This window comes from Gordonia sp. PDNC005, from assembly GCF_016919385.1.
Classification (GTDB): domain Bacteria; phylum Actinomycetota; class Actinomycetes; order Mycobacteriales; family Mycobacteriaceae; genus Gordonia.
Genome location: NZ_CP070351.1, coordinates 2,619,730 through 2,645,286, shown reverse-complemented (window position 1 = coordinate 2,645,286; position 25,557 = coordinate 2,619,730). Strand labels below are relative to the sequence as shown.

Below are 25,557 nucleotides of genomic sequence, written 5' to 3'. Positions count from 1 at the left end.
TTCTGGTGAGGAGAGTGTCGGTTGTCGGAGCATCTGGGTCCGGGAAGTCGACCGCCGCGCGGCGGCTCGCGAAGGCTCTGGAAGTTCCCTACATCGAGTTGGACGCGGTGTTCTGGGGACCGGAGTGGACCCAGGCCGACCCAGAAGTCTTCCAGGACGGCGTGCGACGGGCGATCGCCCCGGACGCCTGGGTCGTCGACGGGAACTACCAGAGTGTGGTCGGACGCCTCGTGTGGGAACGCGCCGACACCATCGTGTGGATCGACCCGCCTCGATGGCGGGTAATTTGGCAGTCGGTCAGCCGGACGGTGCGGCGGGCTGCGACGCGGCAAGAGCTGTGGAACGGCAACCGCGAAGGGTGGAGCGGTCTGGCTTTCTGGCGTGGAGACGAGTCGATCGTCCGGTGGGCGTGGGACTCGTACTCGCGCACCCGCGCGCGATATGCGGCGGCGATATCCGACCCGGCGCACGCGCATCTCGATTTCCATCGTCTGCGCACGCGGCGCGACGTCGACGAGTTCGTCGAGACCGTCCGCCGATCCCGTTCCGGTGATCAGCCCTTGGCCGGGTCGTGACCCGCGGACTTCACGACCACATCTCCCACCTCGAGGGAGTCCCACAATTCTCGCGGAACTCGCACTTTGAGGCGTCCTCCGCCGTCGAGGTCGACGATCAGCCGTCGGTACAGCGCCGAGCCGTCGAGCAGCGCTCGTCGTTTGGCCGCCACCGTCCCCCGCCATGCTTCTGTCGTCATGAAACACCCCCGTCATATGTCTGGACTACAACTACAGCCGAGGCTAGACGAAACGGTCGCTCGGCATGGGGAGTGACGGGCGCAACACCGTCTGCGAGTAGATTCACTCGCGCTGCACGCTGAGCCTGCGCGGAAGGACATCGATGACCACGACCAAGTACGACGACTCCACAGTCGACGAGGGTTACCAGCGGGGACTGACCTCTCGTACCGTCCAGATGATCGCCATCGGCGGCGCCATCGGAACCGGCCTGTTCTACGGGGCGGGCGGCGCCATCGAGAAGGCGGGTCCCGCGCTGATCCTCGCGTACGCCGTCGCGGGTCTTGCGGTCTTCATCGTGATGCGAGCGCTCGGCGAACTGATCATCTACCGACCCGTGTCGGGCGGCATCAGCGAATACGCGGACGAGTTCCTCGGACGGTTTGCGGGCTTCAGTCAGGGATGGACCTACTGGGCGGTCTGGACCACCACGTGCATGGCCGAGATCACCGTCGCGGGCAAGTACGTCAACTACTGGTGGCCTGCGATTCCAGTTTGGGTGACGGCGCTCGTCGCGTTGATCGTCCTGTTCGGGGCCAACCTGATCTCCGTCGGGCTGTTCGGTCGGGCCGAGTTCTGGTTCTCCGCAATCAAGGTGACGGCCATCCTCGGCATGATCATCATCGGCATCGGAGTGCTCCTGCCCATCGCCGGTCTCGGTCCCGACGTGGGGCCTTCGGTCACGAACCTGTGGAACAGCGGCGGGTTCTTCGCAACAGGGTTCACCAACGCACTGCTCAGCCTGCAGATCGTCATGTTCGCGTACGTCGGCGTTGAGCTCGTCGGCGTCACCGCGGGTGAAGCCGAGAATCCCCGCGTCACCCTGCGCAAGGCCATCAACTCCGTGCCCTTCCGTATCGGCATCTTCTACGTCGGCTCACTGATCGTGATCCTGTCGGTCCGCAGCTGGAAAGACTTCCATGCCGGTGAGAGCCCGTTCGTCGCCGTCTTCCAGTACATCGGCATCCCCGGCGCGGCCGGCATCGTCAACTTCATCCTCCTGACCGCGGCGCTGTCGTCGTGCAACTCCGGCATCTACTCGACCGGTCGAATGGTCCGCTCGTTGGCTCAGCGCGGCGACGCCCCGACCGGTCTCCAGAAGCTGTCGAGCCGACAGGTCCCGCTGGCGGGCATCGTGCTCAGCGCCGTCGTCATGGCACTCGGTGTGGTCGTGAACGTGATCGACCCGGAGCACGCGTTCGCGTACATCACCGCGGTGTCGACCGTCGGCATCATCGTGGTGTGGGCGACGATCATCATCTGCCAGATGATGTTCCGCCGGAAAGTGGCCGCCGGGCTCCTCCCGGAATCGGACTACAAGGTCCCGTTCGCCCCGTACACGACGTGGGGGACGCTCGTGTTCTTGGCACTCGTCGTGGTCCTGCTGTTCTTCGATGAGGACGGGCGCATCGCACTTCTGGTCGGCGCCGTGTGGTTCGCGCTTGTCGGGATCGGATACGCCGTCTGGTCGCGCACCGGAACGGCGCACGACGCGGTCGACAAGACTCTGCACTGATCGGCATGGACTGGAGCATTCCGAGGTCGGCGGCGGGAGTCGTCCTTCTCCTCGGGCTTGCGGAGGCATCCGGCGTCGAACCGACCGCCTGCCTCGCAGGCACCGGGCTGGACGCCGCCGAGTTGCGCCGGGCGGACGCCGAGGTGTCGCCCCGGCAGGAACTCACGGTGATAACCAACCTCGTCGACGCGGTTGACGACCCGACCGGACTCGGCGTCACGGCGGGTATGCGCTATCAGTTGACGACGTATGGCATGTTCGGGTTCGCGCTGCTCAGCAGCCCCACGCTGCGCAGTGCGATCGACGTGGGGCTCCGGTTCCTGGACCTGACGTTTGTGTTCTCCCGCATCCGGCCGGTTGAGACGTCCGACGGTGTCGAACTGCTCCTCGACGCACCCGACGTCCCTGAACGGTTGCGGCGATTCGTGGTCGAACGCGACGCCGCAGCAGTTTGCGCCATCCACCGCGATCTCACCGGCGGCCCCGCGCCCGCCGTGCGGATCGGATTCGACGAACCGGCCGACAGCGCGGCCTACCGGGCGGCGTTCGGCGCGCTGCCCGACTTCGGTGCGCCCGAGACCGTGATCGCGATGTCGGACGAACAGCTCGACGTGCCGCTGCCGCGCGCGGACACGCACGCTGCAGCACTCGCTCAGGCGCAGTGCCGAGAGATCCTGCGCTCGAGGTCCACGCGGTCGGGTCTGGCCGGACGAGTGTTGGACCTGCTGTCGGGCGATCCCGCACATCCGCCCACGGCGGACGACGCGGCACGCGCCCTTGCGATGAGTCCGCGCACATTACGGCACCGACTCGCCGCCGAAGGGACGTCGTACCGCGATCTGTTGCAGGAGATGAGGCGCCGGCTGGCCGAGGAGATGCTGCTGTCGGGTCGGCTGACGGTGGGGGAGACGGCACAGCGGCTGGGATACGTCGAGGTGTCGAGCTTCTCGCAGGCATTCCGTCGGTGGACCGGCGTCGGACCCGCCGAGTTCCGTCGGCAGCGGACCTGATTGCCGAAACGAGTAACAAAGGTGCCGTCGGGCACCTCCCGTCCGGCAGCCGCACCGCTATAGCGTGATGGTGCACACACCACTTCGGGAGGACAGAAACGTGGCACACGGAACGTCGCCGTCGATCGCGATCATCGGCACCGGATTCGGCGGCATCGGCATGGCCGCCACTCTCAAAGCCGACGGCCACGACGACATCGTCGTATTCGAGAAGGCCGACGGTGTCGGTGGAGTGTGGCGCGAGAACGAATACCCGGGCGCCGAATGCGACGTCCCGTCGCACCTCTACTCGTTCTCGTTCGCGATGAAACCCGACTGGACGAGGCGATTCGCAGGCCAGCAGGAGATCCTCGGATACCTCGAGGACTGCGCCGACCGACTCGATGTTCGTCGACACATCCGCTTCCACACCGAAGTCCTGTCAGCCGCTTTCGACGACGACTCAGGGCAGTGGGTTCTCGAACTCTCCGATGGCCGACAGCATCGGACAGACATCCTGATCGCGGCGACGGGCCAACTCAGTCGCCCGGCCTATCCGCGGATCGACGGCCTCGACGACTTCGCAGGAGAGATGTTCCATTCGGCCACGTGGGACCACGCCTACGACCTGAATGGCAAACGGGTGGCGGTCATCGGAACCGGCGCATCGGCTGTCCAGTTCGTGCCGCACGTCGCCGAGAAGGCCGCAAGAGTGGAGTTGTTTCAGCGCAGTGCGCCACACGTCCTGCCCAAGCCCGACTACCCGTACGCGCGCGGTGCGGTGCACGCGTTCCGCACTGTTCCAGGATTGCTGCGGGCGTCCAGATGGGCGACGTATGCGACCCTCGAGCCGCGCGCGTTGGCGTTCATGGGCTTCAACAGGCTGATCAAGCCGTATGAGAAGCGGTACGAACGAATGATGAACCGCCAGGTCGTCGACCCGGAACTGAGGGCCAAACTGACGCCGACCGATCCGATGGGCTGCAAGCGGATCCTCATGTCCAACGACTATTACCCAGCGCTGACCCGGCCGAACGTGGACGTCGTCACCGAGTCAATCGAACGGATCGAACGCAACGGTGTTGTCACCGCCGACGGCGAACTGCACGAGGTGGACGCGATCATCCTCGGCACCGGATTCGCGGCCACCGAGTTCCTCGCACCGATGACGATCACCGGTTCGGGTGGCGTCGACCTCAACGACGAGTGGCGCGACGGGGCGCACGCCTACCTCGGGCTCAGCGTGACGGGCTTCCCGAACTTCTTCATGCTGTACGGGCCGAACACAAATCTGTCGCACAACTCGATCGTGTACATGCTCGAGTCGCAGTTCTCATACGTGAGTGGGGCCGTCGACGCCCTCGCCCGCAGTGGGGCGCGATCGATGAGCGTCCGTCGAGAGGTCCAGTCCGAGTTCAACGACTCACTGCAGAATCGTCTGGCCAAGTCGGTGTGGGCCGACGGCTGTCACGGCTGGTACACGACGGCCGACGGTAAGAACACTCAGAACTGGCCCGGTTTCACCTTCGCGTACCGAAAGGCCACGAAGACGTTCGACGTCGACCACTACGACGTCGCACACTGACAAGACAGACGAGCGGCGCACCCCGGGAGATCAGGGTGCGCCGCTCGTCTGCGCGTTCGTCTTTCAGATCAGATGACCCCCACAGTCATTTGATCTCTGAACGCATGATTCGGTTCACACCGAAAGCCAGGGGTAGAGCGATCCAGATGATGAACGCGACGACGATGTGCATCCACTCCGAACCGGTCGGCCAGTTGCCCTCGAGCAGGGGCATCTGAGCCTGGTTCACGTCGATCCAGTCGAGGAGGTTCTCCCGAACCCACGGGATGACTCCGCCGATGATCTGCAGGACAGTCGGAACGATGAAGTAGACGACGATCGCTGCAGGCGTGTTCAGGAACAGCGCGGCGAAGGCGAAGCCCATCAGAACGCCGATCAGCATGCCGAGGATGCCTGCGAACAACGAGACTCCGGTGATCTCCCACGAACCGGCGGGATCGGAGTAGATGAGGCCCCCGATGAGGTTGGCGACGGCGCCGAGCACAAGTGCGACGACGACAGCGGCGACGGCCGCGATCATCACAGCGACGAACTTGGCTGCGACGATCCGTTCGCGCCGAGGTTCCATCGTGAACGTCGTCAGCGCATTTCGCTGACTCCACTCACTGGTCACCAGGAGGATCGCCATGACGGGCAGCAGAAACGCCATCGGCGCCGTCATGAGGTTGAAGAGATTGTCGAACGTCACGTCTTCGGGGTGACTGCTTCCGACGATGAGCACGACCACGGCGATGATCGCCGCGATCACCGCGATCGAGATCGACAGCCAGAAGCTGGCGCGGGTGTCGACGAGCTTGCGGAGCTCAACCTTGACGAGTCGGGACAGGGGGATCCCCGAGCCGCCGGTGACGGGGGCGGGGGCTGCGGCAACGGACATCACTGGACTCCCTGTGTGCTGGGCTGTTCGCGCTGGGTCTGCTGGGTGAGCTGGAGGAACATCTCCTCCAGGCGCGCACCGTCGCCGCCGCGCAGTTCAACAAGATGGACGCCGGCGTCGAGGGCGATCTTGCCGACCACCTCGGGCGTCTGCTCGACGGCGAATCCGCCGTCCTGGCGGTCATGGAACGCGACTCCCGACGCCTGAAGAGCGGTGCCGAGGTGATTGCGGTCCGCGCCGCGGACCACGGCGCCGGTACCCGCGAGGAGTTCCTCCTTGGTGCCCTGCGCGACGATTCGGCCGTGGCCGATGACGACCAGGTCGTCGGCGATGATCTCGATCTCGTGCAGCAGATGCGACGACAGCAGCACGGCGCCACCACGGTCCGCGTACTCGCGGAGCAGGGTGCGCATCCAGTGGATGCCTGCCGGGTCGAGGCCGTTGGCTGGCTCATCGAGGATGAGGACCTGCGGATCGCCGATCAGCGCATTCGCGATGCCGAGGCGCTGACGCATGCCGAGCGAGTAGTTGCGGACGCGCCGGCTCGCCTCCTCCTGGGTGAGGCTCACCATGGCGAGTGCTTCGTCGACACGTGACATCGGGGCGCCGATGGTCATGGCCGACAGTCGGAGGATCTCCGCTCCGGTGCGCCCCGCGTGCTGAGCCGATGCGTCAAGCAGGACGCCGACGTGCGTCGACGGGTTCGGGATGTCGTGGTAGGCGACACCGTTGATGGTGGCCGTTCCGGCGCCCGCGGGCGTGAGGCCGGTGATGATGCGCATCGTCGTCGACTTGCCTGCGCCATTCGGTCCGAGGAAGCCAGTCACACGGCCCGGCTTGCAGGTGAACGACACATCGTCGACGGCGACGAAATCACCGTAGCGCTTCGAGAGGTTCTTCACTTCGATCATGGCTTCAATACTTGTCGGCCGGATGCGTCGCCACATCCGCCTACAGGATCGAGTCGTCTCATCCGAAAGTATGAGGCGCTTCTCGACCGCCGCACGGCGCGCGAGGTCGACGGGCGGGGATAGCCTGGCAGTCGTGCGCCCAGAGGACTATCAACCGACGTTGAACTGGTGGAGTCATACGTGGCGTGTGCTCCTGGTCCTGATCATCTCGGGAGTGACATGGGCGCCGCGCATGGAGTACCTCTGGGAGAACCGCCGGTGGGCTTTCGCCGCCGACATCCTGATCGGTGCGGTGGCGTTCGCCGCGACCTTCGGTGCGCGCCGCTCGCATCCGGTCGCGGTCGCCACGTTCACGAACCTGGCGGGGATCGTGTCGTCGACGGCCTCCGGGCCGGCCGCGCTCGCGCTCGTGTCGCTCGCCACCCGACGCAGGTGGCGGGAGATCGTCCCGCAGCTCCTTTTGACCGTCGCGAGTGCTGCCGCTTCGGAGTACCTGCTGAAGACCCCCGACGAGCCGCCGACCACTCTGGTCGACATCGGATTCATCAGTGTGGCGATCGGGTTGGTGATCGCGTGGGGAATGTACGTCGGTTCGCGCCGAGAACTCCTCGCCAGCCTGCGGCTGCGTGCAACGCTGGCCGAGGCTGAGCAGCACTCGAGAGTGCGTGAGGCCCAGGTTGGGGAGCGGGCCAGGATCGCGCGCGAGATGCACGACGTCCTCGCGCACCGGATCTCCACGGTGAGCATGCACGCCGGAGCCCTCGCGTTCCGCGACGACCTGTCAGCCGAGCAGGTCCGAGAGACGGCGCAGACCATTCAGGAGATGTCGCACCTTGCGCTCACTGAGCTGCGCGAAGTGCTCGGCGTCCTGCGCGACGGCCCGGGCGACGCCGATCCGGAACCGCCACAGGCCACCGTTCCCGACCTGCAAGAACTGATCGAGGAGAACCGGCGCTCCGGAATGCGGATCGACGTCGACTGCGACGCCGACCTGGCCGGTGTGCCGTCGGCTCTCGGGCGAACGCTCTACCGATGCGTGCAGGAGGCGCTGACCAACGCCCGTAAACATGCACCGGCCAGCCGTGTGCGCATCGCGATCTCGGGAGGTGTCGGCGACGGCATCGACTTGCGGGTGGTGAACCCGCTGTCGCTGGCCGCTGTCGCCGTGCCGGAGTCGGGATTCGGGTTGGTCGGCCTGGCCGAGCGAGTCGCACTGCACGGTGGAACGCAGTCGACACGGACGGTCGAGCGAGCATTCGAACTGAGGGTGTGGCTACCGTGGCAGGGGTGAGAGACGCCGATGCCGCAGAGGCCGCCAGCCGGATCATGCTCGTCGACGACGATCCGCTCGTCCGGTCGGGTCTGCGGTTGATGCTCGGTGGATCGGACTTCGAGATCGTCGCCGAAGCGGGTGACGGACGTGAAGCGCTGGAGCTCCACACGGCCCACCCCGTCGATCTGGTCCTCATGGACTTGCGGATGCCCGTCCTGGACGGGATAGCAGCGACGTCGGAGTTCAAGAAACTGCTCGACCCGCCGGCCGTGATCGTCCTGACAACTTTCGACGCAGACGATTACGTCGTGAGGGCGCTGGCTGTCGGCGCCGACGGGTTCCTGTTGAAGGACACACCGCCCCGGGACATAGTCACTGCGATCAACAACGTCTTGTCGGGGCAGCCCGCACTGAGTCCGTCGGTGACCGCTGCCCTCATCAAACAGGTCGTCGACGGTCGCGGCGACGACAGAGCGGGCCGCGCCGAGAAGGCGATCGGGAATCTCACTGAACGCGAGCGCGACGTCGCGATCTGCCTCGCGAAGGGCGCGTCCAACGCCGAGATCGGCGCCGAGCTGTACATGAGCGTCCCGACCGTGAAAGCGCACATTTCTCACATCTTCGCCAAGCTCGGTGCGGCCAACCGCGTTCAGGTGGCGATTTTGCTGCACGACGCAGGCCTGGCCTGATCAGCTGAACGCGAGGGTTCGTCAAAACTCAGTACTGAGATCGAACACGGAGGGAATATTGCCCTCGAGTTGTGATTGCAGTACTGACTTTTGAATCATCTCGATCGCCTGCGGTGTGCGAGCGCGGTGCCTGTCCGGCCTGGTGATCGACAGGATGTCGGCGAGCACACCGTCCCAGTCGTAGAGGATGTCGTCGTAGGTGAGTCGAAGGACCAGCCACCCGTCGACGACTGCTCGGCGATCGCGGTGATGATCGCGTTCGTAGTCTGCGCGGCTCGCGTGGTGCAGGACACTGTCGCATTCGACCAGCAGGCGACCGACGCGGAGGTCGGCGTGACCCACGCCCTCGACCGGCGGTTGGACCACAACGTCGAAACCCGCAGACCGCAGGCGGACTCGCACGATGCTCTCGGTCCCGGACTGCGAGCGGCGGTCCACCCAACGTAGGCGGCGGAGCACCTCCGGCCCGGGCCTGCCCATCGCAGCGAGAAGATCGGAGACGTCGGTTCCGGTCGAGTTCAGGTAGGAGTCGCAGACTGCGACCCACTCGTCCAGCGGGAGGCATCCCACGGCATAGAGAAGGGCGACCGGCAGCGGGTCGACGGGTTCGCGAGCGGACCGAACACATCCGGTCGGCGGACGGCACGCTGGATTCTTCCCGCTCAAGTTACGACTGCGGCGCAGATGCAGCCCGTTGTGGCCGGGAGGAGTCCACAGCTCGTGGAACCTGAGCGCGTCGACACAGGTCAACACGCCGCCGTCCCGAACCGCAGATGCCGTACGGGCATCGTGATTCGCTGCCGCGAACCATCCCCACCGCAGTTGTGCCAGGTCGCCGGACAGAACAGCGCGACGAATCGTCTCGCGATCGAATCCGAGTGCTATGAGCTCAGCCGCGGGGTAGACACCTGAATCCCTCATACAAGGTCAGACGCAGCGGCTGGATGTGCGGTTCCCGCGGCACGCCGATTCCCCTGAACTCGCTAGGCTGGACCTATGAAACCCGGCGACACCGCACCCGACTTCGCATTGCCCGACCAGAACGGCGACGAACGACGACTGTCGGACCTCCTGGCAGAGGGGCCGGTAGCGCTCTTCTTCTACCCTGCCGCGTTCACGCCGGGCTGCACCAAAGAGGCCTGCCATTTCCGCGATCTCGCCGCCGAGTTCGCGGCCGCCGGAGTGCAGCGCATCGGGATCAGCCGCGACGACGTCGCGAAGCAGAGCGACTGGACGGCCAAGCACGGGCTCGATTACCCGCTGCTCGCCGACGTCGACGGGGCGGTCGCCGACGCATACGGAGTCCGCCGCAGTGGACTGTTCGGCGCGGTCGGCATGCCGACCAAGCGCACCACGTTCGCCATCGGGCGAGACGGAGTGATCGCCGACGTCATCGCGTCGGAGGTCAACATGAGCGTTCACGCCGACCGTGCACTCAAAGCACTCGGATGATCCTCCGCGAACCAGCGGGGCCGGAGGAGTACCCGGCGATCGTCGACGTCTGGCGCAGCGCCGTCGCCGCGACGCACGACTTCCTCGCCGCGGAGCATTTCGCCGAGATCGAACGCGCCCTGCCCGGAGATTATCTCCCGAACGTGACGCTGACCGTCGCCGACGACGCGGATCGGATCGTCGGTTTCTCGGGTGTCGCAGAAGGACGGCTCGAAATGCTGTTCGTGCACGACGACGTCCGCGGGACGGGAGTAGGGACGCTGCTGCTCAACGACGCGGTCGTCAGGCTCGGCGCCACTGAACTCGACGTCAACGAACAGAACCCACAGGCCGTCGGGTTCTACCTCGCCCGCGGCTTCACCCAGACAGGTCGGTCAGAGCTCGACGGCGACGGGCGCCCGTACCCGCTGCTCACGCTCGAATTCGCTCCCTAGGCCGGAACAACCGGACGTCCGGCTCGCGCACGGTCGGGGTCGGGAACGGGCACCGCGGCGACCAGCGCCCGGGTGTAGTCGGTGACCGGAGCGTTGAACAGTTCGTCGGCCCACCCCGTCTCCACGAGCCGTCCGGCCTTGAGAACGGCCACTCGGTCGGCCACCTGCCGGACCACAGCGAGGTCGTGACTGATGAACAGCGCGGCGAAACCGAACTCCGACTGAAGATCGGCGAACAACTCCAACACCCGAGCCTGCACGGACACGTCGAGGGCGCTTGTCGGTTCATCGGCGATCAACAGCTCGGGATTCGCCGACAGCGCACGGGCCAACGCCACACGTTGCCGCTGGCCTCCGGACAGCTCATGAGGCAGTCGACTGGCGAATGACGTCGGCAGTTGAACCGCGTCCAACAATTCGGCGACGCGCCGAGCACGTGACGGACGGTCGCCGATCCGCCCGATGTCCAGCGGTTCGCGGATCGACTCGGCCACCGTGAACCGCGGGTTCAAGGACGCTGTCGGGTCCTGCGGGACAAACGCGATCCGACGACGCACCGCACGCAGCGCCGCGCCGGAGAGTGTCGAGACGTCCTCGCCGTCGATGAAGATCCGGCCTTCGGCGATGGGCAGCAGCCCGCCGATCGCGCGACCGAGTGTCGTTTTGCCCGAACCGGATTCGCCGACCACGCCGAGCACCTCACCGGGTGCCACGTCGAGCGTCACCTCGGACAATGCAGTGTGCGGCGCCGCCCCGAAGCGTCCCGGATGACGGACGGTGACGGCGTTGATCTCAAGCACCGGGGCGTCGATCTCTGCCGGCTGCGGGTCGACTTCGTCGGCCGGGCCGACGTGCAGGCGGGGCACCGCTGCCAGCAGTTGCCGGGTGTAGGGCTCGCGGGGCGCCGCGAACAGGGAGCGGACGTCGGCGGTCTCGATCGTCTCGCCGAGCTGGACCACGACCACGCGATCGGCGATCTCGGCGACCACCCCGAGATTGTGCGTGATCAGCAGGATGCCCGCACCCGTGCGGTCTCTCAATCTGACGAGAAGGTCGAGGATGTCTCGCTGCACGGACACGTCGAGGGCGGTGGTCGGTTCGTCGGCGAGGAGCAGAGCCGGATCGCCTGCCAACGCGAGGGCGATGACCACTCGTTGCTTCTGGCCGCCGGAGAGCTGGTGCGGGTAGTAGCCGACTCGTGTCTGCGGGTCCGGAATCTCCACGACCTCCAGCAGTTCGACCGCGCGCCGCTTGGCTTCGGAACGGGAGAGCGCCGCGTGCCGGGTCAACGCCTGTCGGAGCTGCCAGCCGACGGTCTGGACGGGATTGAGCGCGGTCTGCGGTTCTTGGAACACCATGGCGACGCGGCTTCCGCGCACAGCAGTCCACCCACGTTCGTCCAGGTCGAGGACTTCGACTCCGTCGACCTTCACCGAACCGGTGGAGACGGCGTTCTCGGGCAGCAGTCCGATGGCGGCTCGTGCCGTCATCGTCTTGCCGGAGCCGGACTCCCCGACGAGGGCGACGATCTCGCCCGCGTCGACGTGGAGGCTGATGCCCGCGACTGCGGGACGGGGATAGTCGAACCTCACGTGGAGGTCGGTGACGTCGAGTACGCGTGACATGGTCTTACAGACTCCTTCGATCGGAAGAGATCGACTGCGCGATCAAGTAGAGGCCCAGGACCAGGGCGGAGACGACGATCAGCGGTCCGATCGAGATCCAGGGATTGGTCTCCAGGTAGCCGTTGCCCGCGGCGAGCAGGCCGCCTAGCGACGGTGTCGGCGGGACGACGCCGATGCCGAGGTAGCTGAGTGCGCCGCCGATGAACACGCCCAGCGACAGTGACAGCGCGAACTGCACACCGAGTGCCTCGACGGAGTTCGGCAGCACGTGACGGAACAGGATCCGGCCTGTGCCTGCACCGCTTACCCGAGCCGCTTCGACGTACGGCTGCTCCCTGATCCGCAGGACGGACGTGCGGACCAGTCGACCGAAGACAGGGATCTCGGCGATGGCGATGACGACGCCGACGGTCACCGCACCGGGCTCGAGGATCGCGACGAGCGCGATCCCGAGGATCAGTGCGGGGAAAGCGAGGATGACGTCGAAGACACGCTGGACCACACCGTCGGCTCGCCGGAACGACACGCCGAGCAGGCCGATCAGAGTGCCGACGGCGGCGCCGATCGGGACGGCGATCGCGATGATCAGAAGATCGACGCGGATCCCGGACAGAATGCGTGAGGCGACGTCGCGGTTGACGTCGTCGGTTCCGAACCAGTGCTCGGCGCTCGGTGACAGGAGATAGGCGCCGTCGATCTGCTGGTCAGGAGCGTAGGAGACGAACAGCGGTCCGAAAAGGCCCGCGAGAATCACCGCGAGCACGAGGACTGTGCCGAGGAGCCCGGACCCGTGGACGAGGCTGCGCCACAAAGGCACCCGCGCCGGGCGGGCGTCTCGGTCGGTGGGAGTCTCCGGGATGAGGCCGGGGTCGAGGTCGACGGCAGAGCCGTCGACGACCGGGACAGTGGTGGTCATGCGGCACCTGCCAATCGGATTCGGGGGTCGAGCCATGCGTGGACGATGTCGGCGGCGAGCTGGATAAGGACAAAAACTGTCACCGACAGCAGCACCAGGACTTGGACGAGCGGATAGTCGCGGGCCGAGATGCCCTCCTCGGTCAGCAGTCCGAGCCCGGGCCAGCCGAAGATGGATTCGACGAGTACCGCGCCGCCGAGCAGCGCACCGACGATGAGGCCGAATGCGGTGATCGTCGACGGAAGTGCATTGCGCAGCGCGTGTTTGAGGACAACGTCGCGGCGGGATGCGCCGGTCGCGATCGCGGTGACCGCATACGGTTGTGTGAGCTCGGACTGCAACGCCTCGGTGAGGAATCTGGCGAGCATCGCTCCGGCGGGCAGCCCGAGGGTGAACGCGGGCAGCGCCAGGTACTGCGCGGTTATCCACAGATCATCGGTGAGACCGTTCGGCGGCGTGCCGCCCGCCGGAAGCAGCCGCCAACGGACGCCGAACAGGAAGATCAACACGATTCCGACGACAAATGTCGGGAGTGCGATGGCGACCGCATTGACACCGGTCAGCAGCGTGTTCAGCCAGGTGGACGGTCGTATCGTCGCCGCCAGGCTGAGTGCGAGTCCGAGGGCCACCGCGAAGACCGCTGCCGCAGACGTCAGCACCAGCGTGTTGGTCAGGCCGAACGAGACCAGGTCGCCGATACTGCCGCCCACCTGGTAACTCGTTCCGAAGTCGAGGGTGAGGACGGAGCCGATCCACGCGGCGTACTGCACGAAGAACCCTCGATCGAGGCCGAGGTCGTGACGGATCGCCGCGAGGTCTTCCGGGGTCGCGTCCGAGCCCGCGAGTGCCGCTTCCGGACCGCCGGGGATGAGTCGAAGGACGGCGAAGATGAGCAGCGACGCAGCGAACAGGACGATCACTGCTGTCGGGATCCGCCGGAACAGGTAGCCGGTCATGTCATGACCTCCGATCGGGGTTGGTGAGGCTCGTGCCGGCGAAATGGAATTGGACTCGACGATCCCAGCCCACGTCCCGGACATTCGGCGATGCGGTCGCGTGCTGGACGACTACGCCGATCTCAACGAGGAACAGTTCCTTCAGCCACACCGCGTCGAGTCGGCGGTACGCCGCGATCGCCTCGGGCGACGACGGATCGGCTGTCTTCCACGCGGCATCCGCCGCCGCCGCGTAGTCGGCGTCGACGAAGTTCGAGGCGTTCTTCGCCGCGTTGAACGGGTACGCCGACACGGCGAGGGTCGACGGTGTGAACTGCGCAAACGCGTGCTCGAGGATCCACAGCCCGGAGAACTCTCCGCCGATCAGCTTCGACGAGTGCACTGTCGGGTCGTTGGGCACCAGATCGACGGTGATTCCGACGTCCTTGAGGTTGCTCTGCACTATCTCCGCGACGATGCGCGAGGTGCCGCCCTGCGACGAATAGTCCAAGTCGATGGGTGGCACGGGCGGCAGACCGGCGAGAATGGCCTTCGCCTTCGACACGTCGCGGGTGAACGTGTGGTTCGCGGACGCGTCGTAGGCGGGCGACGTCTTGGGCCACGGCAGGTTCACCGGATAACCGGCGCCCTGGTAGACGTCGGTCATGATCCGTTCCCGGTCGACCGCGAACGCGATCGCCTGGCGGACGCGGCGGTCGGCCAGCGCGGAGTTCGCAACGTTGACGCCGACGTACACTTCGCTCTCCGCGCCCGTGAACTCGATGTCGCGGAACCCGTACCTGCTGGTGGCGAGTTTCTGATCGTGTGACGTCAGGCCGATCGGGTCGACGACGTCGAGTTGCCCGGTCCGCAGCCGCGTGTACAGCGACTTCGGGTCGTTGCCCTCCACGAAGGTGACCTTGTCGAGGGCGGGCGAGCCGCCCCAGTAGTTGTTGTTCCGGACAAGCGTGACGCGGGCGTTAGGTGTCCAGGACGCGAACTCGAAGGGCCCGGTCCCGTTGAACGTTCGGCCGGCCTTCAACCCGTCGAGCGTCTTGGCATCGATGATCGGCGCTGAATCGAGGAGATCGAAGATGTTGCCGACCGGATGTGCGAACGACAGAACCACTCGGTGGGGATCGGTGACGTCGTAGCGTGTGATCGCGGCCGCAGTCCGCTTGAACTGCGGCTTCCACGGACCGGCGAGATAGGCGAGGAGCGACTGCTGCACGTCGGACGAGGTGAACTCGCGGCCGTCGTGGAACGTGACATCTCGGCGGAGGTTCAACGCGAGGGACAGACCGTCGGGCGCCAGGGTCCACCCGGTCGCGAGCGAGGGGCGAGGGGTCAGTGAGGCGTGGTCGAGGGTGATGAGGGTGTCGTACACGTTGGCAACGATGTGCCCGTTGAGACCGCCGGTGCCGATCTGCAAGAACTTGGCGGGGGATAGGTCGCCGAGCACGCCGACACGGAGTTCACCGCCGCGCACCACGGGACCGGAGCCGGTGACCGGTCCCTGCTGTGCGTCGACCGCACTGCGGCAACTGCTGAGCCCGACCACAGCGATCAGGGCTAGGAGCAGTGCCCACAGAGTGCGGGCGAACTGATGTCGGAACATGTCGGGGTCTGCTTTCTCGTTGAATTCTTCTCGCACCGCTGTCGGAGGATGCGGTTGGCAATGAATGATTCAGCAGAGCATCGCCGAAAGGAGCACTTCCAATCACGCCGATTCAAAGTTTTGACGGTGCGCTGGAATATCGGGAATGGTGCTCGAATCGGTGCCTGCGGCGCCGACGACACGTTCGGACACTGCATGAAAGGCCACGAAGTGACGAGTGGAATTCCCGACTACGCCCGCGGATACGACGACTTCGGGGGGACGGTGGGACGAACCACATCTGCGTCGACGCCGTGGTGGCCGGCCGAAACGGAAGGCGGTCGGCGGCCCAACATCGTCGTGGTGCTCATCGACGATCTCGGCTACTCCGACATCGGTCCCTTCGGCGCCGAGATCCCGACACCCAACATCGACCGGATCGCGGACACCGGGTATCGGCTGAGCAACTACCACACGACTCCGGTCTGCTCGCCCGCCCGAGCGGCGTTGCTGACCGGCGTCAATCCGCACCGCGCGGGGTACGGCAGCGTCGCCAACTCCGACCCAGGGTTCCCGGGGCTGCGCCTGGAGCTGGCCGACGACGTCTTGACGCTGCCGGAGATCCTCCGCGAGTCGGGGTACGCGACGTTCGCCGTCGGCAAATGGCACCTCGTCAGGGACGCCGACATGAGTCCGGGACGATCCAGGAAGTCGTGGCCCCTGCAGCGTGGTTTCGACAGCTACTACGGTTCGCTCGAAGGACTCAACTCGTTCTTCCATCCGAATCAGCTGATCGCCGACAACTCGGTGGTGGACGTCGACGAGTACCCGGAGGGCTACTACGTCACCGACGACCTCACTGACCGAGCGATCGGGCAGGTCAAAGCGTTGCGGGCCCACGACGCGGACAAGCCGTTCTTCCTGTACTTCGCACACATCGCGATGCACGGTCCCCACCAGGTGAAGGCCGCCGACCTCGACCGACATCGTGGCCGATACGCCCAGGGGTGGGACGAGGTGAGGCGCAGACGCTTCGCGAAACAGGTTGGCGACGGGCTCTTCGAACCCGGCACCCCGATCCGGGAGCGAAACACCGAACCCGGATACGACGCGCCGCCGTGGGACGACCTGTCGGACGAGGAGAAGAACCGCTACCAGCGCTACCAGGAGGTGTACGCGGCTCTGGTCGACAGTGTTGATCAGAGCGTCGGGCGGATCGTCGACCTTCTCGACGACCTCGGCGAACTCGACGACACGATCATCGTCTTCACCTCCGACAACGGCGGCACGGCCGAGGGCGGAGCGGAGGGCACTCGTTCGTACTTCAGCCAGTTCGTCCATGGGCCGGTGCCACCGGACTGGGAGCGCGACGTGCCCCACGACGAGTCTCTCATCGGTTCACCTGAACTCGGAGTCCACTATCCGCGGGGCTGGGGCCAGGCCTCCAACACCCCGTTCCGGTTCTACAAGGGGCAGACGTTCGCCGGCGGCGTCCGGGTTCCGTTCGTCCTGTCCTGGCCGGGCGGTCTCGCGAGAGCGGCCGACGACAACGGGGTACGGCGGCAGTTCGCCTACGTCACCGACCTCGCGCCGACCCTGCTCGACCTCGCCGGAGTCGGCACACCACGGACTAGACACGGAGTCGACGTGATCGAGCGGGACGGCGTGAGCATCGCCGAGTTCCTGCGTGAACCCGACACGGCGTCGCCGAGGACTGAGCAGTACGCGGAGTTCGGCGGCCACCGGGGCTTCTACCGCGATGGATGGAAGCTGTTGTCACTGCACGCCGGTGATCCGGCCGACGTCGACCGTCCTCGATGGGAGCTGTACGACGTGCGCTCCGACCCCGCCGAGACCGTCGACGTCGCCGCCGATCACCCGGACGTCGTCGCCGAGCTGGCCGCCGCATGGGACGAGGCCGCGTGGCGCAACACGGTGTTCCCCCTGTTCGACACGGTCAGTGACCAGGTGAGACGCCGCCCGGCCGAAGCCGAGCGGTTCGCATCGGACGTCCGGCTCCTCCGCGGCACACCGACGCTCGAGCGGTACCGGTCCAGCAGACTGGTCGCCTACCGCGACTTCGAGGTCACCGTGGAACTCCGCGATTGGACGCCGTCGGACGAGGGCGTCCTCGTTGCACACGGAGACGTCCAGGGCGGCTACCTGCTCGTCGTCGAGAACGGAGTGCTGAGCTTCGTCTACAACGCCTACGGACGGCTCCACCGGGTGTCCGGACCTCTGCCGGAGCGGCCGGAGGCCGTGACACTGCGGGCTCGGGCATCCGACGACGTCCGGTGGGATTTCACGGTGGACGTGACCGCCGCCGGCGTCGAATCGCGGGTCGCTGAACTCGAACGAGTGGTGCAGCTGGTGGGGATGGCGCCGTGGACCGGCATCTCCGTGGGACTCGACGCGCGAGGCGCTGTCGACACCGACCTGCGCGCACGACGCGGTGTGTTCCGAGCTCCGGAGTCGCTCGTCGCCGTCACCTACCGGCCGGGGCAGGTCCGCGTACCGGAACCGATTCGGCGCAGCATCGATCAACAGGCGGCCGATGTCGCCGATTGACACCCACTTGCAATCACGATGATTCGATGTGTGGTGTTCACGGCCCGAGTCCGATTTCATGAGTGTCACGCATTCGCGTCGATCATCAATTCCCCCACATTTGTCCTCGCCTTCAACGGTGAAAGGAATTCAGCCATGACAATCACTTCAATTGAGAATCACACCGAGCGCGCTGCTGCGGCAGAAGGCATTTATGCCGACGCCGGGATCACGGTGGACAAGCTCGGAGAGTACATCGGCGCCCGAATCAGCGGGGTGCGTCTGGGCGGCGAGATCAGTGACGATCAGGCGGAGGCGATTCGACTCGCGCTCGCCGTCAACAAGGTGGTCGTGTTCAGCGGGCAAGAACACCTCGACGACGACGGGCAGTACGCGTTCGCACAACGCCTCGGAGAGCCGACACTGCCGCACCCCACCGTCACCTCTCGGGGCAGCCAGCTCCTGACGATCGAAGGCGCCGCCAACAGCTGGCACACCGACGTGTCGTTCGTCGACCGGATCCCGAAGGCGTCGATCCTGCGAGCTGTCACGCTTCCCGCGTGGGGAGGGGCCACCACCTGGGCGTCCACGGTCGCCGCCTACGACCAGCTGCCTGCGTCGTTGCGTGCGTTCGCGGACACCCTGTGGGCGAAGCACTCCAACCTCTACGACTACGTAACGTCGGAGCACGGTGGCGGCGACCAGGAGACCGCGCGCCGGACCGAGCACTACAAGGAGTTCACGAGTTCCGAATACCAGACCCTGCACCCTGTGGTCCGCGTCCACCCGGAGACCGGTGAGCGGAGCCTGCTGCTCGGGCATTTCGTCAAAGAGTTCCACGAGCTGAAGCCCGGTGAGTTCGCAGCGCTCTACCAGGTGTTCCAGAATCGAATCACCCGCCTCGAGAACACCTTCCGGTGGAACTGGAGCCTCGGCGACGTCGCCATCTGGGACAACCGGGCGACGCAGCACTACGGCATCGCCGACTTCGGCCAGCAGGAGCGCAGGCTGCACCGCATCACACTCGCCGGTGATGTTCCGGTGAGCGTCGACGGGGAGTCGAGCCGAATCATCTCCGGCGACGCGTCGCACTACTCGAGCATCGACGAGCCTCGGCGGCTTGGCGTTTACGCTGCCTGATCTTTGAACGAGTACCAGACGGGGCCGGTGAGCAGCCAGATGACGGTGATCGTGCCGAGCATTCCGAAGCTCCCGAACAAGGCCTCCCGCTGAGTGGAATCGGCAACGGTGTAACCGAGGGCTGCGGTGATCACTGCGGCGATGGCGACGGCGCCCAGCCATCGCCCGAAGTCGGACCACTCATGACGGGCCCGCACCGGACCGGTCGACGGGATCGGCACCGGCGCGGGCCCGTCGGCGAAGCGGTGCGCAAAACGCACATCGGCCCACGCGATCATCCGGTGCCCGAACATCAGGGTGCCGCCGAGGTAGATAGGTGCGAGTCGATGTGCGAACTCGACTTCGCCGCCCCTAGCGAGGTCGACGGTCACCGCCACCAGCAGAACGAGGTCGATCAGCGGAACACAGGCGAGGACGATCGTCGACGCACGTGTGAGTCGAGCCAGATAGCGAAGGGCCAGTCCTCCGGCGACAAACGCCCAGAAGCCGACCTCGCAGGCGCCGATGGTGATCAAAACGGGGTTCATGGATTCACCGTGCCCTGCGCACACCATGTGGCACATCCTCCGATCGTCGTCGCAGGGGTCGTACTTTCGGGGGACTCTCCGAAGTGCCGGGTGTGCTGTAGTTGGAGACGATGACGATCCGATTCCGCCGAGACAGACTGCTGACCGGGGCGAACCTGATGGCCGTCGGCACCCTTGCCGTCGGTCTGCTCATGTGGGCGGCCGGATCGTTCGTGTTCTTCACCGACGTCGACCGATATCCCTGGTACGGCAAGCTCGGCGTGCTCTCGGCGGCGTTCGTCGTCCAACTGTCCGCCCAGCGCAGACCCGCACTCGCTCTTGGTGTCATGGGTCTTCTGCTGGCGTTCGACGCGTATGCGGGGCCGTCTCTTCCGTTGTGGATCGCACTGTCGGACGTGATGTACATCGGTGTGGTCCGCGGGTCGGATCGCCTCCGACGTGTTGTGATCGTGCTCGGTGTCGTCGCCACCGTCGCCGGGGCGGTCGCCGGAGTGATCGCTGGGGGCGCACGAGCCGGTGTGCTGACCGGGCTGATCGGCGTTGCTCTCCTGCTGTCCCCGATCGGCTACGGTCTGTCGGTTGTCGCGACCCGGCGGGCAGCCGACGCGGAGAAGTCGGCTGCGGTCGCGCAGGCGCAGGCCGAGCGGTCGGCAGCACTCGCAGACGAACGTCGGAGGCTGTCTCGGGAACTTCACGACACGGTTGCCGGGCACGTGTCCGCGATCGCGATCCTGTCCGAAGCGGCGCGCGACGCCGACGATCCCGGATCCGTCGTCGAATCGATCCGCGGGAACTCACTCGCGGCATTGCGGGAGCTGCGGGCGATGATCGACCTCCTGGCCACGGACGGGGACGACATCACGACTGCCGGATGGTCGTCGCTCGATCCGCTGATCAACGCCGCCGACGCTGTCGGTTCGACAGTCACCGTGAACGGCGACGTGACCGGGATGGCCCGTCGACTGGAAGCCGTTGTCACTCGGATCGTCGGTGAGGCGCTCGCAAACGCAACCAAACACGCACCCGGACATCCGGTGACCGTTGATCTGGCCGGCACTGCCGACGTCGTGCACCTGACGGTACGGAACGGGTGGGCACGGGCAGAACTGTCGACGAAGGGACGGGGGCTGCCTAACATGCAGATCAGGGCGGAGAGCATCGGCGGGCGCCTCGACGCCGGGAAGGTGGGACAGGAGTGGATCGTGACCGCGGAGCTTCCCCGATGAGCAGCGCGACGAGCCGAGTCCGGGTGGTGCTCGCCGACGATCACGCGGCCGTGCGTGAAGGACTCCGCATGGTGCTCGAGGCCTCGGGGAGGATCACCGTGATCGGCGAGGCGGCCGACGGCGCCGCCGCGATCCGCCTGTCCGCCGAGCTGAAACCCGACGTGATCCTGATGGACGTCCGGATGCCCGGCGTCGACGGTCTGGCGGCCACGGCCGCAGTCACTGCCGCGACCGATGCGCGGGTGCTGGTGCTCACGACGTTCGGCCTCGATGAGTACGTCGTCGGCGCCCTGTCTGCAGGTGCGTCGGGCTTCCTGCTGAAAACGGCTTCCGGAGCAGAACTCGTCGACGGGACGCTGCGGGTGGCCGAGGGGGACGCCGTCCTCGACGCGGGTGTCACCAGGGCAGTCGTCGACGCCATGCGCACCCGGCCCGCACCCGCGGTTCCCGACCTCTCGGCATTGACCGACCGTGAACGCGACGTGCTCGGTGGTGTGGGCGCAGGGCTGTCGAATGCGCAGATCGCGCGGAGCCTGGGGATCGGGGAGTCGACGGTGAAGACGCACGTCTCGCGAGTTCTGACGAAGCTGGATGCGCCGTCGCGCGTCCAAGCGGCGGTGATAGCCGCTGCGGCCGGTGTGGTCTAGTTCCCGGCCGGTCCCGTCGCGGCGAGTGCACCGTAGAAGAGCAGGAACGACGTCGACGCTGCGGCGTTGAGTCCGAAGTCGCGGACGCGGACATGGGAGCCGACGGCGAGCATGAAGTAGATCGTCAGCATGATCGCAGTCAGACGCGCCAGCGCCGGTGATCGCGTGACGGATGCAAGACCGATCGCGGACGCACCCTTCACCACAGGAAAGATCCAGCGATTGGTCTGCGGGTACTCGACGGTGTCGAGGCACCGGGTGATGTAGGGAATCGGACCGATGCAGGCGGCTGCGTCGGCGGCTTGGCCGACCGCCGCGAGTTGGTACAGGCGCGGATCACGGATGAAGTCAGTCGGTGCGTTCATGTTCTGACCGTAGGACGATCGGTATTCGGCGGCAATGGTTCCTGGTGGTGACTGATCGCACCAGAAAGGGCATTGGCCTGCACGTCGAGGCTGGGTATGGTCAGGGGAGTGGCCGGATCTCGGCCCCCGGACGAGCTCACCGTACCCGGCCTGCGACAAGACGGTGTTTGTTCGAAAGGTGCTCGTCATGTCGTGGATCATTCTTGTCGTGTCCGGGCTGCTTGAAGCAGTGTGGGCCACCGCCCTCGGAAAGTCGGAGGGCTTCAGCCGGCTCTATCCGTCAGTCGTCTTCGCCGTGGCACTGGTAGCCAGTATGGCGGGACTGGCGATCGCGATGCGCGATCTGCCGATCGGTACCGCCTATGCGATCTGGGTCGGCATCGGCGCCACCGTCACCGTCGTCTACGCGATGGTCTCCGGTGACGAAGCCGTCAGCATAGTCCGAATCATGTGCATCATTGCGATCGTCGGCGGAGTCGTGGGCCTGAAGCTCGCGTCCTGACATAGAACAGCGGGCGGCCGAATCGAATTCGGCCGCCCGCTGTGTCGTCTGCTCAGTGCCCGGTGAGCTTGTCCTTCACCGAGTCGATGCCGTCCTTCACCTTGTCGGCCACTTCGGTGGCCTTCTCGCGTACTGCCGCGAGTCCCTGGTCGGCTTGACCCTCGTTCTTGAGGTCGTCGTCGCCGATCGCTGCGCCGGTGGCCTCCTTGGCGCGGCCCTTCAGATCGTCGGCCTTGTTCTGTGCGTCGTCTGCGAGTCCCATGACGTGAATCTCCTTCGATCGAGCGCTCAACCCCTCCACGGGGCGGTCGTCCGATTGGACGACACTGCCGACGCTACCGAAGGACGTCAGGTCTCGCAGCGGTCAGAATCGCCGTGGGTTCATCGCCATGCTGGAGGTGACTTCGTCAGAAATCGCCGTGAGCTGCACGAAGAGAGCGGATAGCAGTCACCAGGGCGCGTGATTGCGCAGAGGGCATCCCTATGTCGGCGAACACAGTGTTCAGCGCGGCAGTGGCGAGTTCCACACGATCGCGGCCGGTGTCGGTGATCGCGACGAGCGTCGTCCGGCCATCGGTCGGGTGGGGGCGGCGCTCGACGAGTCCCGCGTCGACGAGCCGCGCGATCGCACTCGTCGTCGAGGACACGTGCACTTGTAGGCGGTCCGACGCCTTCGAGATCGGCAGTTCGCCGTGCCGAGTGAATGCAAGCAGACGCAGAAGCTCGAACCGGGCGAACGTCAGGCCGAACGGCTTCAGCTCCTGCTCGACACGCGCCAGCATGATCTGGTGCGCACGCATGACGGACGTGACCGCCTCCATGCCGTCGGCGATCTCACCGCCCCAGCCTGCGTCCTCCCAGTTTCGTCGGGCCCGAGCGATCGGATCACGGTCGTCCCGCACAGGTCCTCCTCGGGTCTGATCGCTCACCGAGTCTCGGTCAACGCAAGGTGTCGATTATCGCACTGAAGTCGAGATGTCCGTGCTCGGTGGCGTATGCGGAGTACAGGTCTGCCGCATGCGAGCCGAGCGGCGCCGTCGATCCGGTCGCTGTGACAGCGTCCATCGCAAGCCCGAGATCCTTGTTCATGAGGGCTGTCGCGAAACCGGGCTTGAAGTCGTTCTCCGAAGGCGCAGTGGGCACCGGGCCGGGGACGGGACAGTTCGTGTGCAACGCCCAGCAGTTGCCCGTTGCACCCGTCACGACGTCGTACAGCGCTTGATCGGCCAAACCCAGTTTCTCCGCCAACACGAACGCCTCACCGACGGCGATCTGCTGGACGGCGAGAATCATGTTGTTGCACAGTTTGGCGGCCTGGCCATTGCCGGAACCGCCGCACGGCACAACCTTTCCGGCCATCGGTTCGAGCACCGGCTCGGCCGCAGCCACCGACACGTCGTCTCCGCCGACCATGAACGCCAACGTGCCCGCGGTGGCGCCCTTCACGCCGCCCGACACCGGGGCGTCCACCTGGCGCATGCCCGCCGCGAGTGCCTGCTCGTTCACGTGGCGTGCGTCCTCGACGGAGATCGTCGATGAGTCGATGAACACCGTGCCTGCAGCTGCGACAGGAAGGACGTCGCTGTAGACGGCCTTGACGATCGTGCCGCTCGGCAGCATCGTGATGACCGCGTCCGCACCGTCGACGGCCGCCCGCGCCGAGTCGACGGGCTCGACCCCGTGCTCGGCCGCGTGCGCGAGAGCGGCCTCCGACAGATCGAATCCGACAACTGAGTGCCCCGCGGCGATCAAGTTCGCGGCCATGGGCCCGCCCATGTTGCCGAGGCCCAGGAATGCGACTCGCATTGTCTGCCCTCTCGTTTCACTCGTCCCGTTCATCTGGTCTTCTCCTTGGTGACGCGGGCGGCCTCGGCGCGGCCGATCACCATCCGCATGATCTCGTTGGTGCCTTCCAGGATGCGGTTCACACGCAGATCGCGGACGATCTTCTCCACACCCGTCTCATGCAGGTAGCCGTATCCGCCGTGCAACTGCAGGGCCTGGTCGGCGATGGTGAAGCAATGCTCGGTGACGAACCGCTTCGCCATCGCACACAGCTCCACCTTGTCCGGGTCGTCGACGTCGACGGCCTCCGCGGCACGCCACAGCATCAGTCGTGACGCTTCCAGGTTCATCGCCATCTCCGCGATCGTCGCGCGAATCGTCGGTTCGTCGATCAGCGGTGCCCCGAACGCCTGTCGATCGGCGACATATTTGAGGGCCGCGTCGTACGCCGACTGTGCGCCGCCCAACGAGCATGCGGCGATGTTCAATCGGCCGCCGTTGAGCCCGTTCATGGCGATCGAGAAGCCGGTGCCCTCGCCGTCGACGCCGCCGAGCACGGCGTCGGCCGGGACTCGAACGTCGTCGAAGATCACTTGGGCGGTCGGTTGGTTGTGCCAGCCCATCTTGGCCTCCGCAGGCCCGAACGACAGTCCGGGCGCATTGCGCTCGACCACAAACGTCGAGATGCCGCGGGCGCCCGCATCGCCGGTGCGGGCCATGACCACGTACACGTCCGACACTCCGCCGCCGGAGATGAACTGCTTGGATCCGCGCAGCACCCACTCGTCTTCGTCACGCCTGGCCGATGTCGACAGCGCTGCGGCGTCCGAGCCCGCGCCCGGCTCGGTGAGGCAGTAGCTCGCCATGAACTCCATCGACGCCATCTTCGGAACGAAGCGTTTGCGCTGTTCATCGGTGCCGTAGGTGTCGACCATCCAGGTGCACATGTTGTGGATCGACAAGTACGCCGCTGTCACCGGATCGGCTTTGGCGAGCTCCTCGAAGATGCGGACGCCGTCGATACGGCGCAGTCCGGAGCCTCCCACGTCCTCGCGGGTGTAGATGGCCGCCATGCCGAGCGATGCGGCCTCGGCCATCTCCTCGACGGGGAAGTGTTTGGTCGCGTCCCACTCAAGGGAGTGCGGTGCCAGGCGTTTGCGCGCGAAGTCGCGCGCCGTCTCGACGACGATGCGGTCGTCGTCGTTCAGAACCGGGTAAGGCATTG

General features: G+C 66.1%; 27 protein-coding genes and 1 riboswitch. Of the genes, 13 read left to right on the top strand and 14 right to left on the bottom strand.

All coding sequences use genetic code 11. From position 1 onward, the window contains the following. The first annotated feature begins 5 nt into the window (after positions 1-5). On the top strand, positions 6-575 hold the full coding sequence (locus tag JVX90_RS12530) for a hypothetical protein (protein ID WP_205329090.1): 570 nt from the start codon (positions 6-8) through the stop codon (positions 573-575). Here the strand turns inward: JVX90_RS12530 and JVX90_RS12525 are convergent. After that, the gene (locus JVX90_RS12525) at positions 554-754 is read right to left on the bottom strand and encodes a hypothetical protein (RefSeq protein ID WP_205329089.1); all 201 of its coding nucleotides are present in this window, start codon (positions 752-754) and stop codon (positions 554-556) included. The genes JVX90_RS12530 and JVX90_RS12525 overlap by 22 nt on opposite strands. Positions 755-897: 143 nt before the next feature. Between JVX90_RS12525 and JVX90_RS12520 the strand changes: the two genes are divergently transcribed. The 3 genes from JVX90_RS12520 to JVX90_RS12510 all read left to right on the top strand — a co-directional run bounded on the left by JVX90_RS12520 (position 898) and on the right by JVX90_RS12510 (position 4,884). Then, positions 898-2,310, top strand: a complete 1,413-nt coding sequence (locus tag JVX90_RS12520; RefSeq protein WP_205329088.1) for an amino acid permease — start codon at positions 898-900, stop codon at positions 2,308-2,310. 5 nt (positions 2,311-2,315) lie between these two features. Further along, positions 2,316-3,320, top strand: a complete 1,005-nt coding sequence (locus JVX90_RS12515; protein WP_205329087.1) for an AraC family transcriptional regulator — start codon at positions 2,316-2,318, stop codon at positions 3,318-3,320. 100 nt (positions 3,321-3,420) lie between these two features. Next, positions 3,421-4,884, top strand: a complete 1,464-nt coding sequence (locus JVX90_RS12510; RefSeq protein WP_205329086.1) for an NAD(P)/FAD-dependent oxidoreductase — start codon at positions 3,421-3,423, stop codon at positions 4,882-4,884. A gap of 85 nt (positions 4,885-4,969) precedes the next feature. On the opposite strand, the gene JVX90_RS12505 is transcribed toward JVX90_RS12510, so the two are convergent. Together JVX90_RS12505 and JVX90_RS12500 are read right to left on the bottom strand one after the other, a co-directional pair. Next, positions 4,970-5,761: an ABC transporter permease gene (locus JVX90_RS12505; RefSeq protein ID WP_205329085.1), complete on the bottom strand. Its 792-nt coding sequence runs from the start codon at positions 5,759-5,761 to the stop codon at positions 4,970-4,972. Continuing rightward, complete coding sequence (locus JVX90_RS12500; protein ID WP_205329084.1) at positions 5,761-6,672, bottom strand: ATP-binding cassette domain-containing protein; 912 nt, start codon at positions 6,670-6,672, stop codon at positions 5,761-5,763. The genes JVX90_RS12505 and JVX90_RS12500 overlap by 1 nt, the downstream gene beginning before the upstream one ends. 133 nt (positions 6,673-6,805) lie before the next feature. Between JVX90_RS12500 and JVX90_RS12495 the strand changes: the two genes are divergently transcribed. Together JVX90_RS12495 and JVX90_RS12490 are read left to right on the top strand one after the other, a co-directional pair. Then, complete coding sequence (locus JVX90_RS12495) at positions 6,806-7,963, top strand: histidine kinase (protein ID WP_205329083.1); 1,158 nt, start codon at positions 6,806-6,808, stop codon at positions 7,961-7,963. A 35-nt stretch (positions 7,964-7,998) separates the two neighbouring features. Next, positions 7,999-8,634, top strand: coding sequence for a response regulator transcription factor (locus JVX90_RS12490; RefSeq protein ID WP_205332410.1), 636 nt, complete (start codon positions 7,999-8,001; stop codon positions 8,632-8,634). 21 nt (positions 8,635-8,655) lie between these two features. Here the strand turns inward: JVX90_RS12490 and JVX90_RS12485 are convergent, their stop codons facing one another. Beyond that, entirely contained in the window at positions 8,656-9,555 is a 900-nt protein-coding gene (locus JVX90_RS12485) for a DUF559 domain-containing protein (protein WP_205329082.1), read from the bottom strand. A gap of 75 nt (positions 9,556-9,630) precedes the next feature. On the opposite strand from JVX90_RS12485, the gene JVX90_RS12480 reads away from it, so the two are divergent. Both JVX90_RS12480 and JVX90_RS12475 read left to right on the top strand, forming a co-directional pair. After that, positions 9,631-10,086: a peroxiredoxin gene (locus JVX90_RS12480; protein ID WP_205329081.1), complete on the top strand. Its 456-nt coding sequence runs from the start codon at positions 9,631-9,633 to the stop codon at positions 10,084-10,086. Beyond that, positions 10,083-10,520, top strand: a complete 438-nt coding sequence (locus JVX90_RS12475) for an acetyltransferase (RefSeq protein WP_205329080.1) — start codon at positions 10,083-10,085, stop codon at positions 10,518-10,520. The genes JVX90_RS12480 and JVX90_RS12475 overlap by 4 nt, the downstream gene beginning before the upstream one ends. Here JVX90_RS12475 and JVX90_RS12470 read toward each other — a convergent pair. Genes JVX90_RS12470 through JVX90_RS12455 form a run of 4 tightly spaced genes read right to left on the bottom strand, consistent with a single transcriptional unit; the run spans position 10,517 to position 15,614 of the window. Then, entirely contained in the window at positions 10,517-12,145 is a 1,629-nt protein-coding gene (locus tag JVX90_RS12470) for an ABC transporter ATP-binding protein (protein WP_205329079.1), read from the bottom strand. The two genes, JVX90_RS12475 and JVX90_RS12470, sit on opposite strands and share 4 nt — an antisense overlap. Before the next feature lie 4 nt (positions 12,146-12,149). Next, positions 12,150-13,061, bottom strand: coding sequence for an ABC transporter permease (locus JVX90_RS12465; protein WP_205329078.1), 912 nt, complete (start codon positions 13,059-13,061; stop codon positions 12,150-12,152). After that, on the bottom strand, positions 13,058-14,017 hold the full coding sequence (locus JVX90_RS12460; protein WP_205329077.1) for an ABC transporter permease: 960 nt from the start codon (positions 14,015-14,017) through the stop codon (positions 13,058-13,060). The genes JVX90_RS12465 and JVX90_RS12460 overlap by 4 nt, the downstream gene beginning before the upstream one ends. Before the next feature lies 1 nt (position 14,018). Further along, positions 14,019-15,614, bottom strand: coding sequence for an ABC transporter substrate-binding protein (locus tag JVX90_RS12455; protein WP_205329076.1), 1,596 nt, complete (start codon positions 15,612-15,614; stop codon positions 14,019-14,021). A gap of 195 nt (positions 15,615-15,809) precedes the next feature. Between JVX90_RS12455 and JVX90_RS12450 the strand changes: the two genes are divergently transcribed. Both JVX90_RS12450 and JVX90_RS12445 read left to right on the top strand, forming a co-directional pair. Then, a complete protein-coding gene (locus JVX90_RS12450) occupies positions 15,810-18,161 on the top strand; it encodes an arylsulfatase (protein ID WP_205329075.1) in 2,352 nt (783 codons plus the stop codon). 135 nt (positions 18,162-18,296) lie between these two features. Further along, positions 18,297-19,280 carry a TauD/TfdA family dioxygenase gene (locus tag JVX90_RS12445; protein ID WP_205329074.1) on the top strand — a complete coding sequence of 328 codons (984 nt, stop codon included), beginning with the start codon at positions 18,297-18,299 and terminating at the stop codon, positions 19,278-19,280. Here the strand turns inward: JVX90_RS12445 and JVX90_RS12440 are convergent. Then, entirely contained in the window at positions 19,268-19,807 is a 540-nt protein-coding gene (locus tag JVX90_RS12440) for a hypothetical protein (RefSeq protein WP_240193888.1), read from the bottom strand. The genes JVX90_RS12445 and JVX90_RS12440 overlap by 13 nt on opposite strands. A 110-nt stretch (positions 19,808-19,917) precedes the next feature. Here JVX90_RS12440 and JVX90_RS12435 point away from each other — a divergent pair, with 110 nt between their 5' ends. Both JVX90_RS12435 and JVX90_RS12430 read left to right on the top strand, forming a co-directional pair. Then, a complete protein-coding gene (locus tag JVX90_RS12435) occupies positions 19,918-21,033 on the top strand; it encodes a histidine kinase (RefSeq protein ID WP_240193887.1) in 1,116 nt (371 codons plus the stop codon). Further along, positions 21,030-21,680, top strand: a complete 651-nt coding sequence (locus JVX90_RS12430) for a response regulator transcription factor (protein ID WP_205329072.1) — start codon at positions 21,030-21,032, stop codon at positions 21,678-21,680. Before JVX90_RS12435 ends, JVX90_RS12430 begins: the two co-directional genes overlap by 4 nt. Here the strand turns inward: JVX90_RS12430 and JVX90_RS12425 are convergent. Continuing rightward, the gene (locus JVX90_RS12425; protein WP_205329071.1) at positions 21,677-22,045 is read right to left on the bottom strand and encodes a DoxX family protein; all 369 of its coding nucleotides are present in this window, start codon (positions 22,043-22,045) and stop codon (positions 21,677-21,679) included. The two genes, JVX90_RS12430 and JVX90_RS12425, sit on opposite strands and share 4 nt — an antisense overlap. Positions 22,046-22,150: 105 nt before the next feature. Then, positions 22,151-22,215: riboswitch (guanidine-III (ykkC-III) riboswitch) on the top strand. A gap of 17 nt (positions 22,216-22,232) precedes the next feature. Here JVX90_RS12425 and JVX90_RS12420 point away from each other — a divergent pair. Beyond that, a complete protein-coding gene (locus JVX90_RS12420; protein WP_205329070.1) occupies positions 22,233-22,547 on the top strand; it encodes an SMR family transporter in 315 nt (104 codons plus the stop codon). A gap of 52 nt (positions 22,548-22,599) precedes the next feature. Here the strand turns inward: JVX90_RS12420 and JVX90_RS12415 are convergent, their stop codons facing one another. The 4 genes from JVX90_RS12415 to JVX90_RS12400 all read right to left on the bottom strand — a co-directional run bounded on the left by JVX90_RS12415 (position 22,600) and on the right by JVX90_RS12400 (position 25,555). After that, entirely contained in the window at positions 22,600-22,809 is a 210-nt protein-coding gene (locus tag JVX90_RS12415) for a CsbD family protein (protein WP_205329069.1), read from the bottom strand. 145 nt (positions 22,810-22,954) lie between these two features. After that, the gene (locus JVX90_RS12410) at positions 22,955-23,449 is read right to left on the bottom strand and encodes a MarR family transcriptional regulator (protein ID WP_205329068.1); all 495 of its coding nucleotides are present in this window, start codon (positions 23,447-23,449) and stop codon (positions 22,955-22,957) included. 37 nt (positions 23,450-23,486) lie between these two features. Then, positions 23,487-24,353, bottom strand: coding sequence for a 3-hydroxyisobutyrate dehydrogenase (gene mmsB / locus JVX90_RS12405; protein WP_240193886.1), 867 nt, complete (start codon positions 24,351-24,353; stop codon positions 23,487-23,489). Positions 24,354-24,382: 29 nt separating this feature from the next. Next, positions 24,383-25,555, bottom strand: a complete 1,173-nt coding sequence (locus JVX90_RS12400; RefSeq protein WP_205329066.1) for an acyl-CoA dehydrogenase family protein — start codon at positions 25,553-25,555, stop codon at positions 24,383-24,385. Between the last annotated feature and the right edge of the window lie 2 nt (positions 25,556-25,557).

Coding starts and splice junctions, on each gene's coding strand:
- JVX90_RS12415 (WP_205329069.1), bottom strand. CDS start 22,809: ATGGGACTCGCAGACGACGCACAGAACAAGGCCGACGATCTGAAGGGC.
- JVX90_RS12400 (WP_205329066.1), bottom strand. CDS start 25,555: ATGCCTTACCCGGTTCTGAACGACGACGACCGCATCGTCGTCGAGACG.
- JVX90_RS12445 (WP_205329074.1), top strand. CDS start 18,297: ATGACAATCACTTCAATTGAGAATCACACCGAGCGCGCTGCTGCGGCA.
- JVX90_RS12515 (WP_205329087.1), top strand. CDS start 2,316: ATGGACTGGAGCATTCCGAGGTCGGCGGCGGGAGTCGTCCTTCTCCTC.
- JVX90_RS12440 (WP_240193888.1), bottom strand. CDS start 19,807: ATGAACCCCGTTTTGATCACCATCGGCGCCTGCGAGGTCGGCTTCTGG.
- JVX90_RS12435 (WP_240193887.1), top strand. CDS start 19,918: ATGACGATCCGATTCCGCCGAGACAGACTGCTGACCGGGGCGAACCTG.
- JVX90_RS12505 (WP_205329085.1), bottom strand. CDS start 5,761: ATGTCCGTTGCCGCAGCCCCCGCCCCCGTCACCGGCGGCTCGGGGATC.
- JVX90_RS12455 (WP_205329076.1), bottom strand. CDS start 15,614: ATGTTCCGACATCAGTTCGCCCGCACTCTGTGGGCACTGCTCCTAGCC.
- mmsB (WP_240193886.1), bottom strand. CDS start 24,353: ATGCGAGTCGCATTCCTGGGCCTCGGCAACATGGGCGGGCCCATGGCC.
- JVX90_RS12520 (WP_205329088.1), top strand. CDS start 898: ATGACCACGACCAAGTACGACGACTCCACAGTCGACGAGGGTTACCAG.
- JVX90_RS12470 (WP_205329079.1), bottom strand. CDS start 12,145: ATGTCACGCGTACTCGACGTCACCGACCTCCACGTGAGGTTCGACTAT.
- JVX90_RS12450 (WP_205329075.1), top strand. CDS start 15,810: ATGAAAGGCCACGAAGTGACGAGTGGAATTCCCGACTACGCCCGCGGA.
- JVX90_RS12480 (WP_205329081.1), top strand. CDS start 9,631: ATGAAACCCGGCGACACCGCACCCGACTTCGCATTGCCCGACCAGAAC.
- JVX90_RS12485 (WP_205329082.1), bottom strand. CDS start 9,555: ATGAGGGATTCAGGTGTCTACCCCGCGGCTGAGCTCATAGCACTCGGA.
- JVX90_RS12425 (WP_205329071.1), bottom strand. CDS start 22,045: ATGAACGCACCGACTGACTTCATCCGTGATCCGCGCCTGTACCAACTC.
- JVX90_RS12500 (WP_205329084.1), bottom strand. CDS start 6,672: ATGATCGAAGTGAAGAACCTCTCGAAGCGCTACGGTGATTTCGTCGCC.
- JVX90_RS12430 (WP_205329072.1), top strand. CDS start 21,030: ATGAGCAGCGCGACGAGCCGAGTCCGGGTGGTGCTCGCCGACGATCAC.
- JVX90_RS12420 (WP_205329070.1), top strand. CDS start 22,233: ATGTCGTGGATCATTCTTGTCGTGTCCGGGCTGCTTGAAGCAGTGTGG.
- JVX90_RS12490 (WP_205332410.1), top strand. CDS start 7,999: ATGCTCGTCGACGACGATCCGCTCGTCCGGTCGGGTCTGCGGTTGATG.
- JVX90_RS12465 (WP_205329078.1), bottom strand. CDS start 13,061: ATGACCACCACTGTCCCGGTCGTCGACGGCTCTGCCGTCGACCTCGAC.
- JVX90_RS12475 (WP_205329080.1), top strand. CDS start 10,083: ATGATCCTCCGCGAACCAGCGGGGCCGGAGGAGTACCCGGCGATCGTC.
- JVX90_RS12525 (WP_205329089.1), bottom strand. CDS start 754: ATGACGACAGAAGCATGGCGGGGGACGGTGGCGGCCAAACGACGAGCG.
- JVX90_RS12460 (WP_205329077.1), bottom strand. CDS start 14,017: ATGACCGGCTACCTGTTCCGGCGGATCCCGACAGCAGTGATCGTCCTG.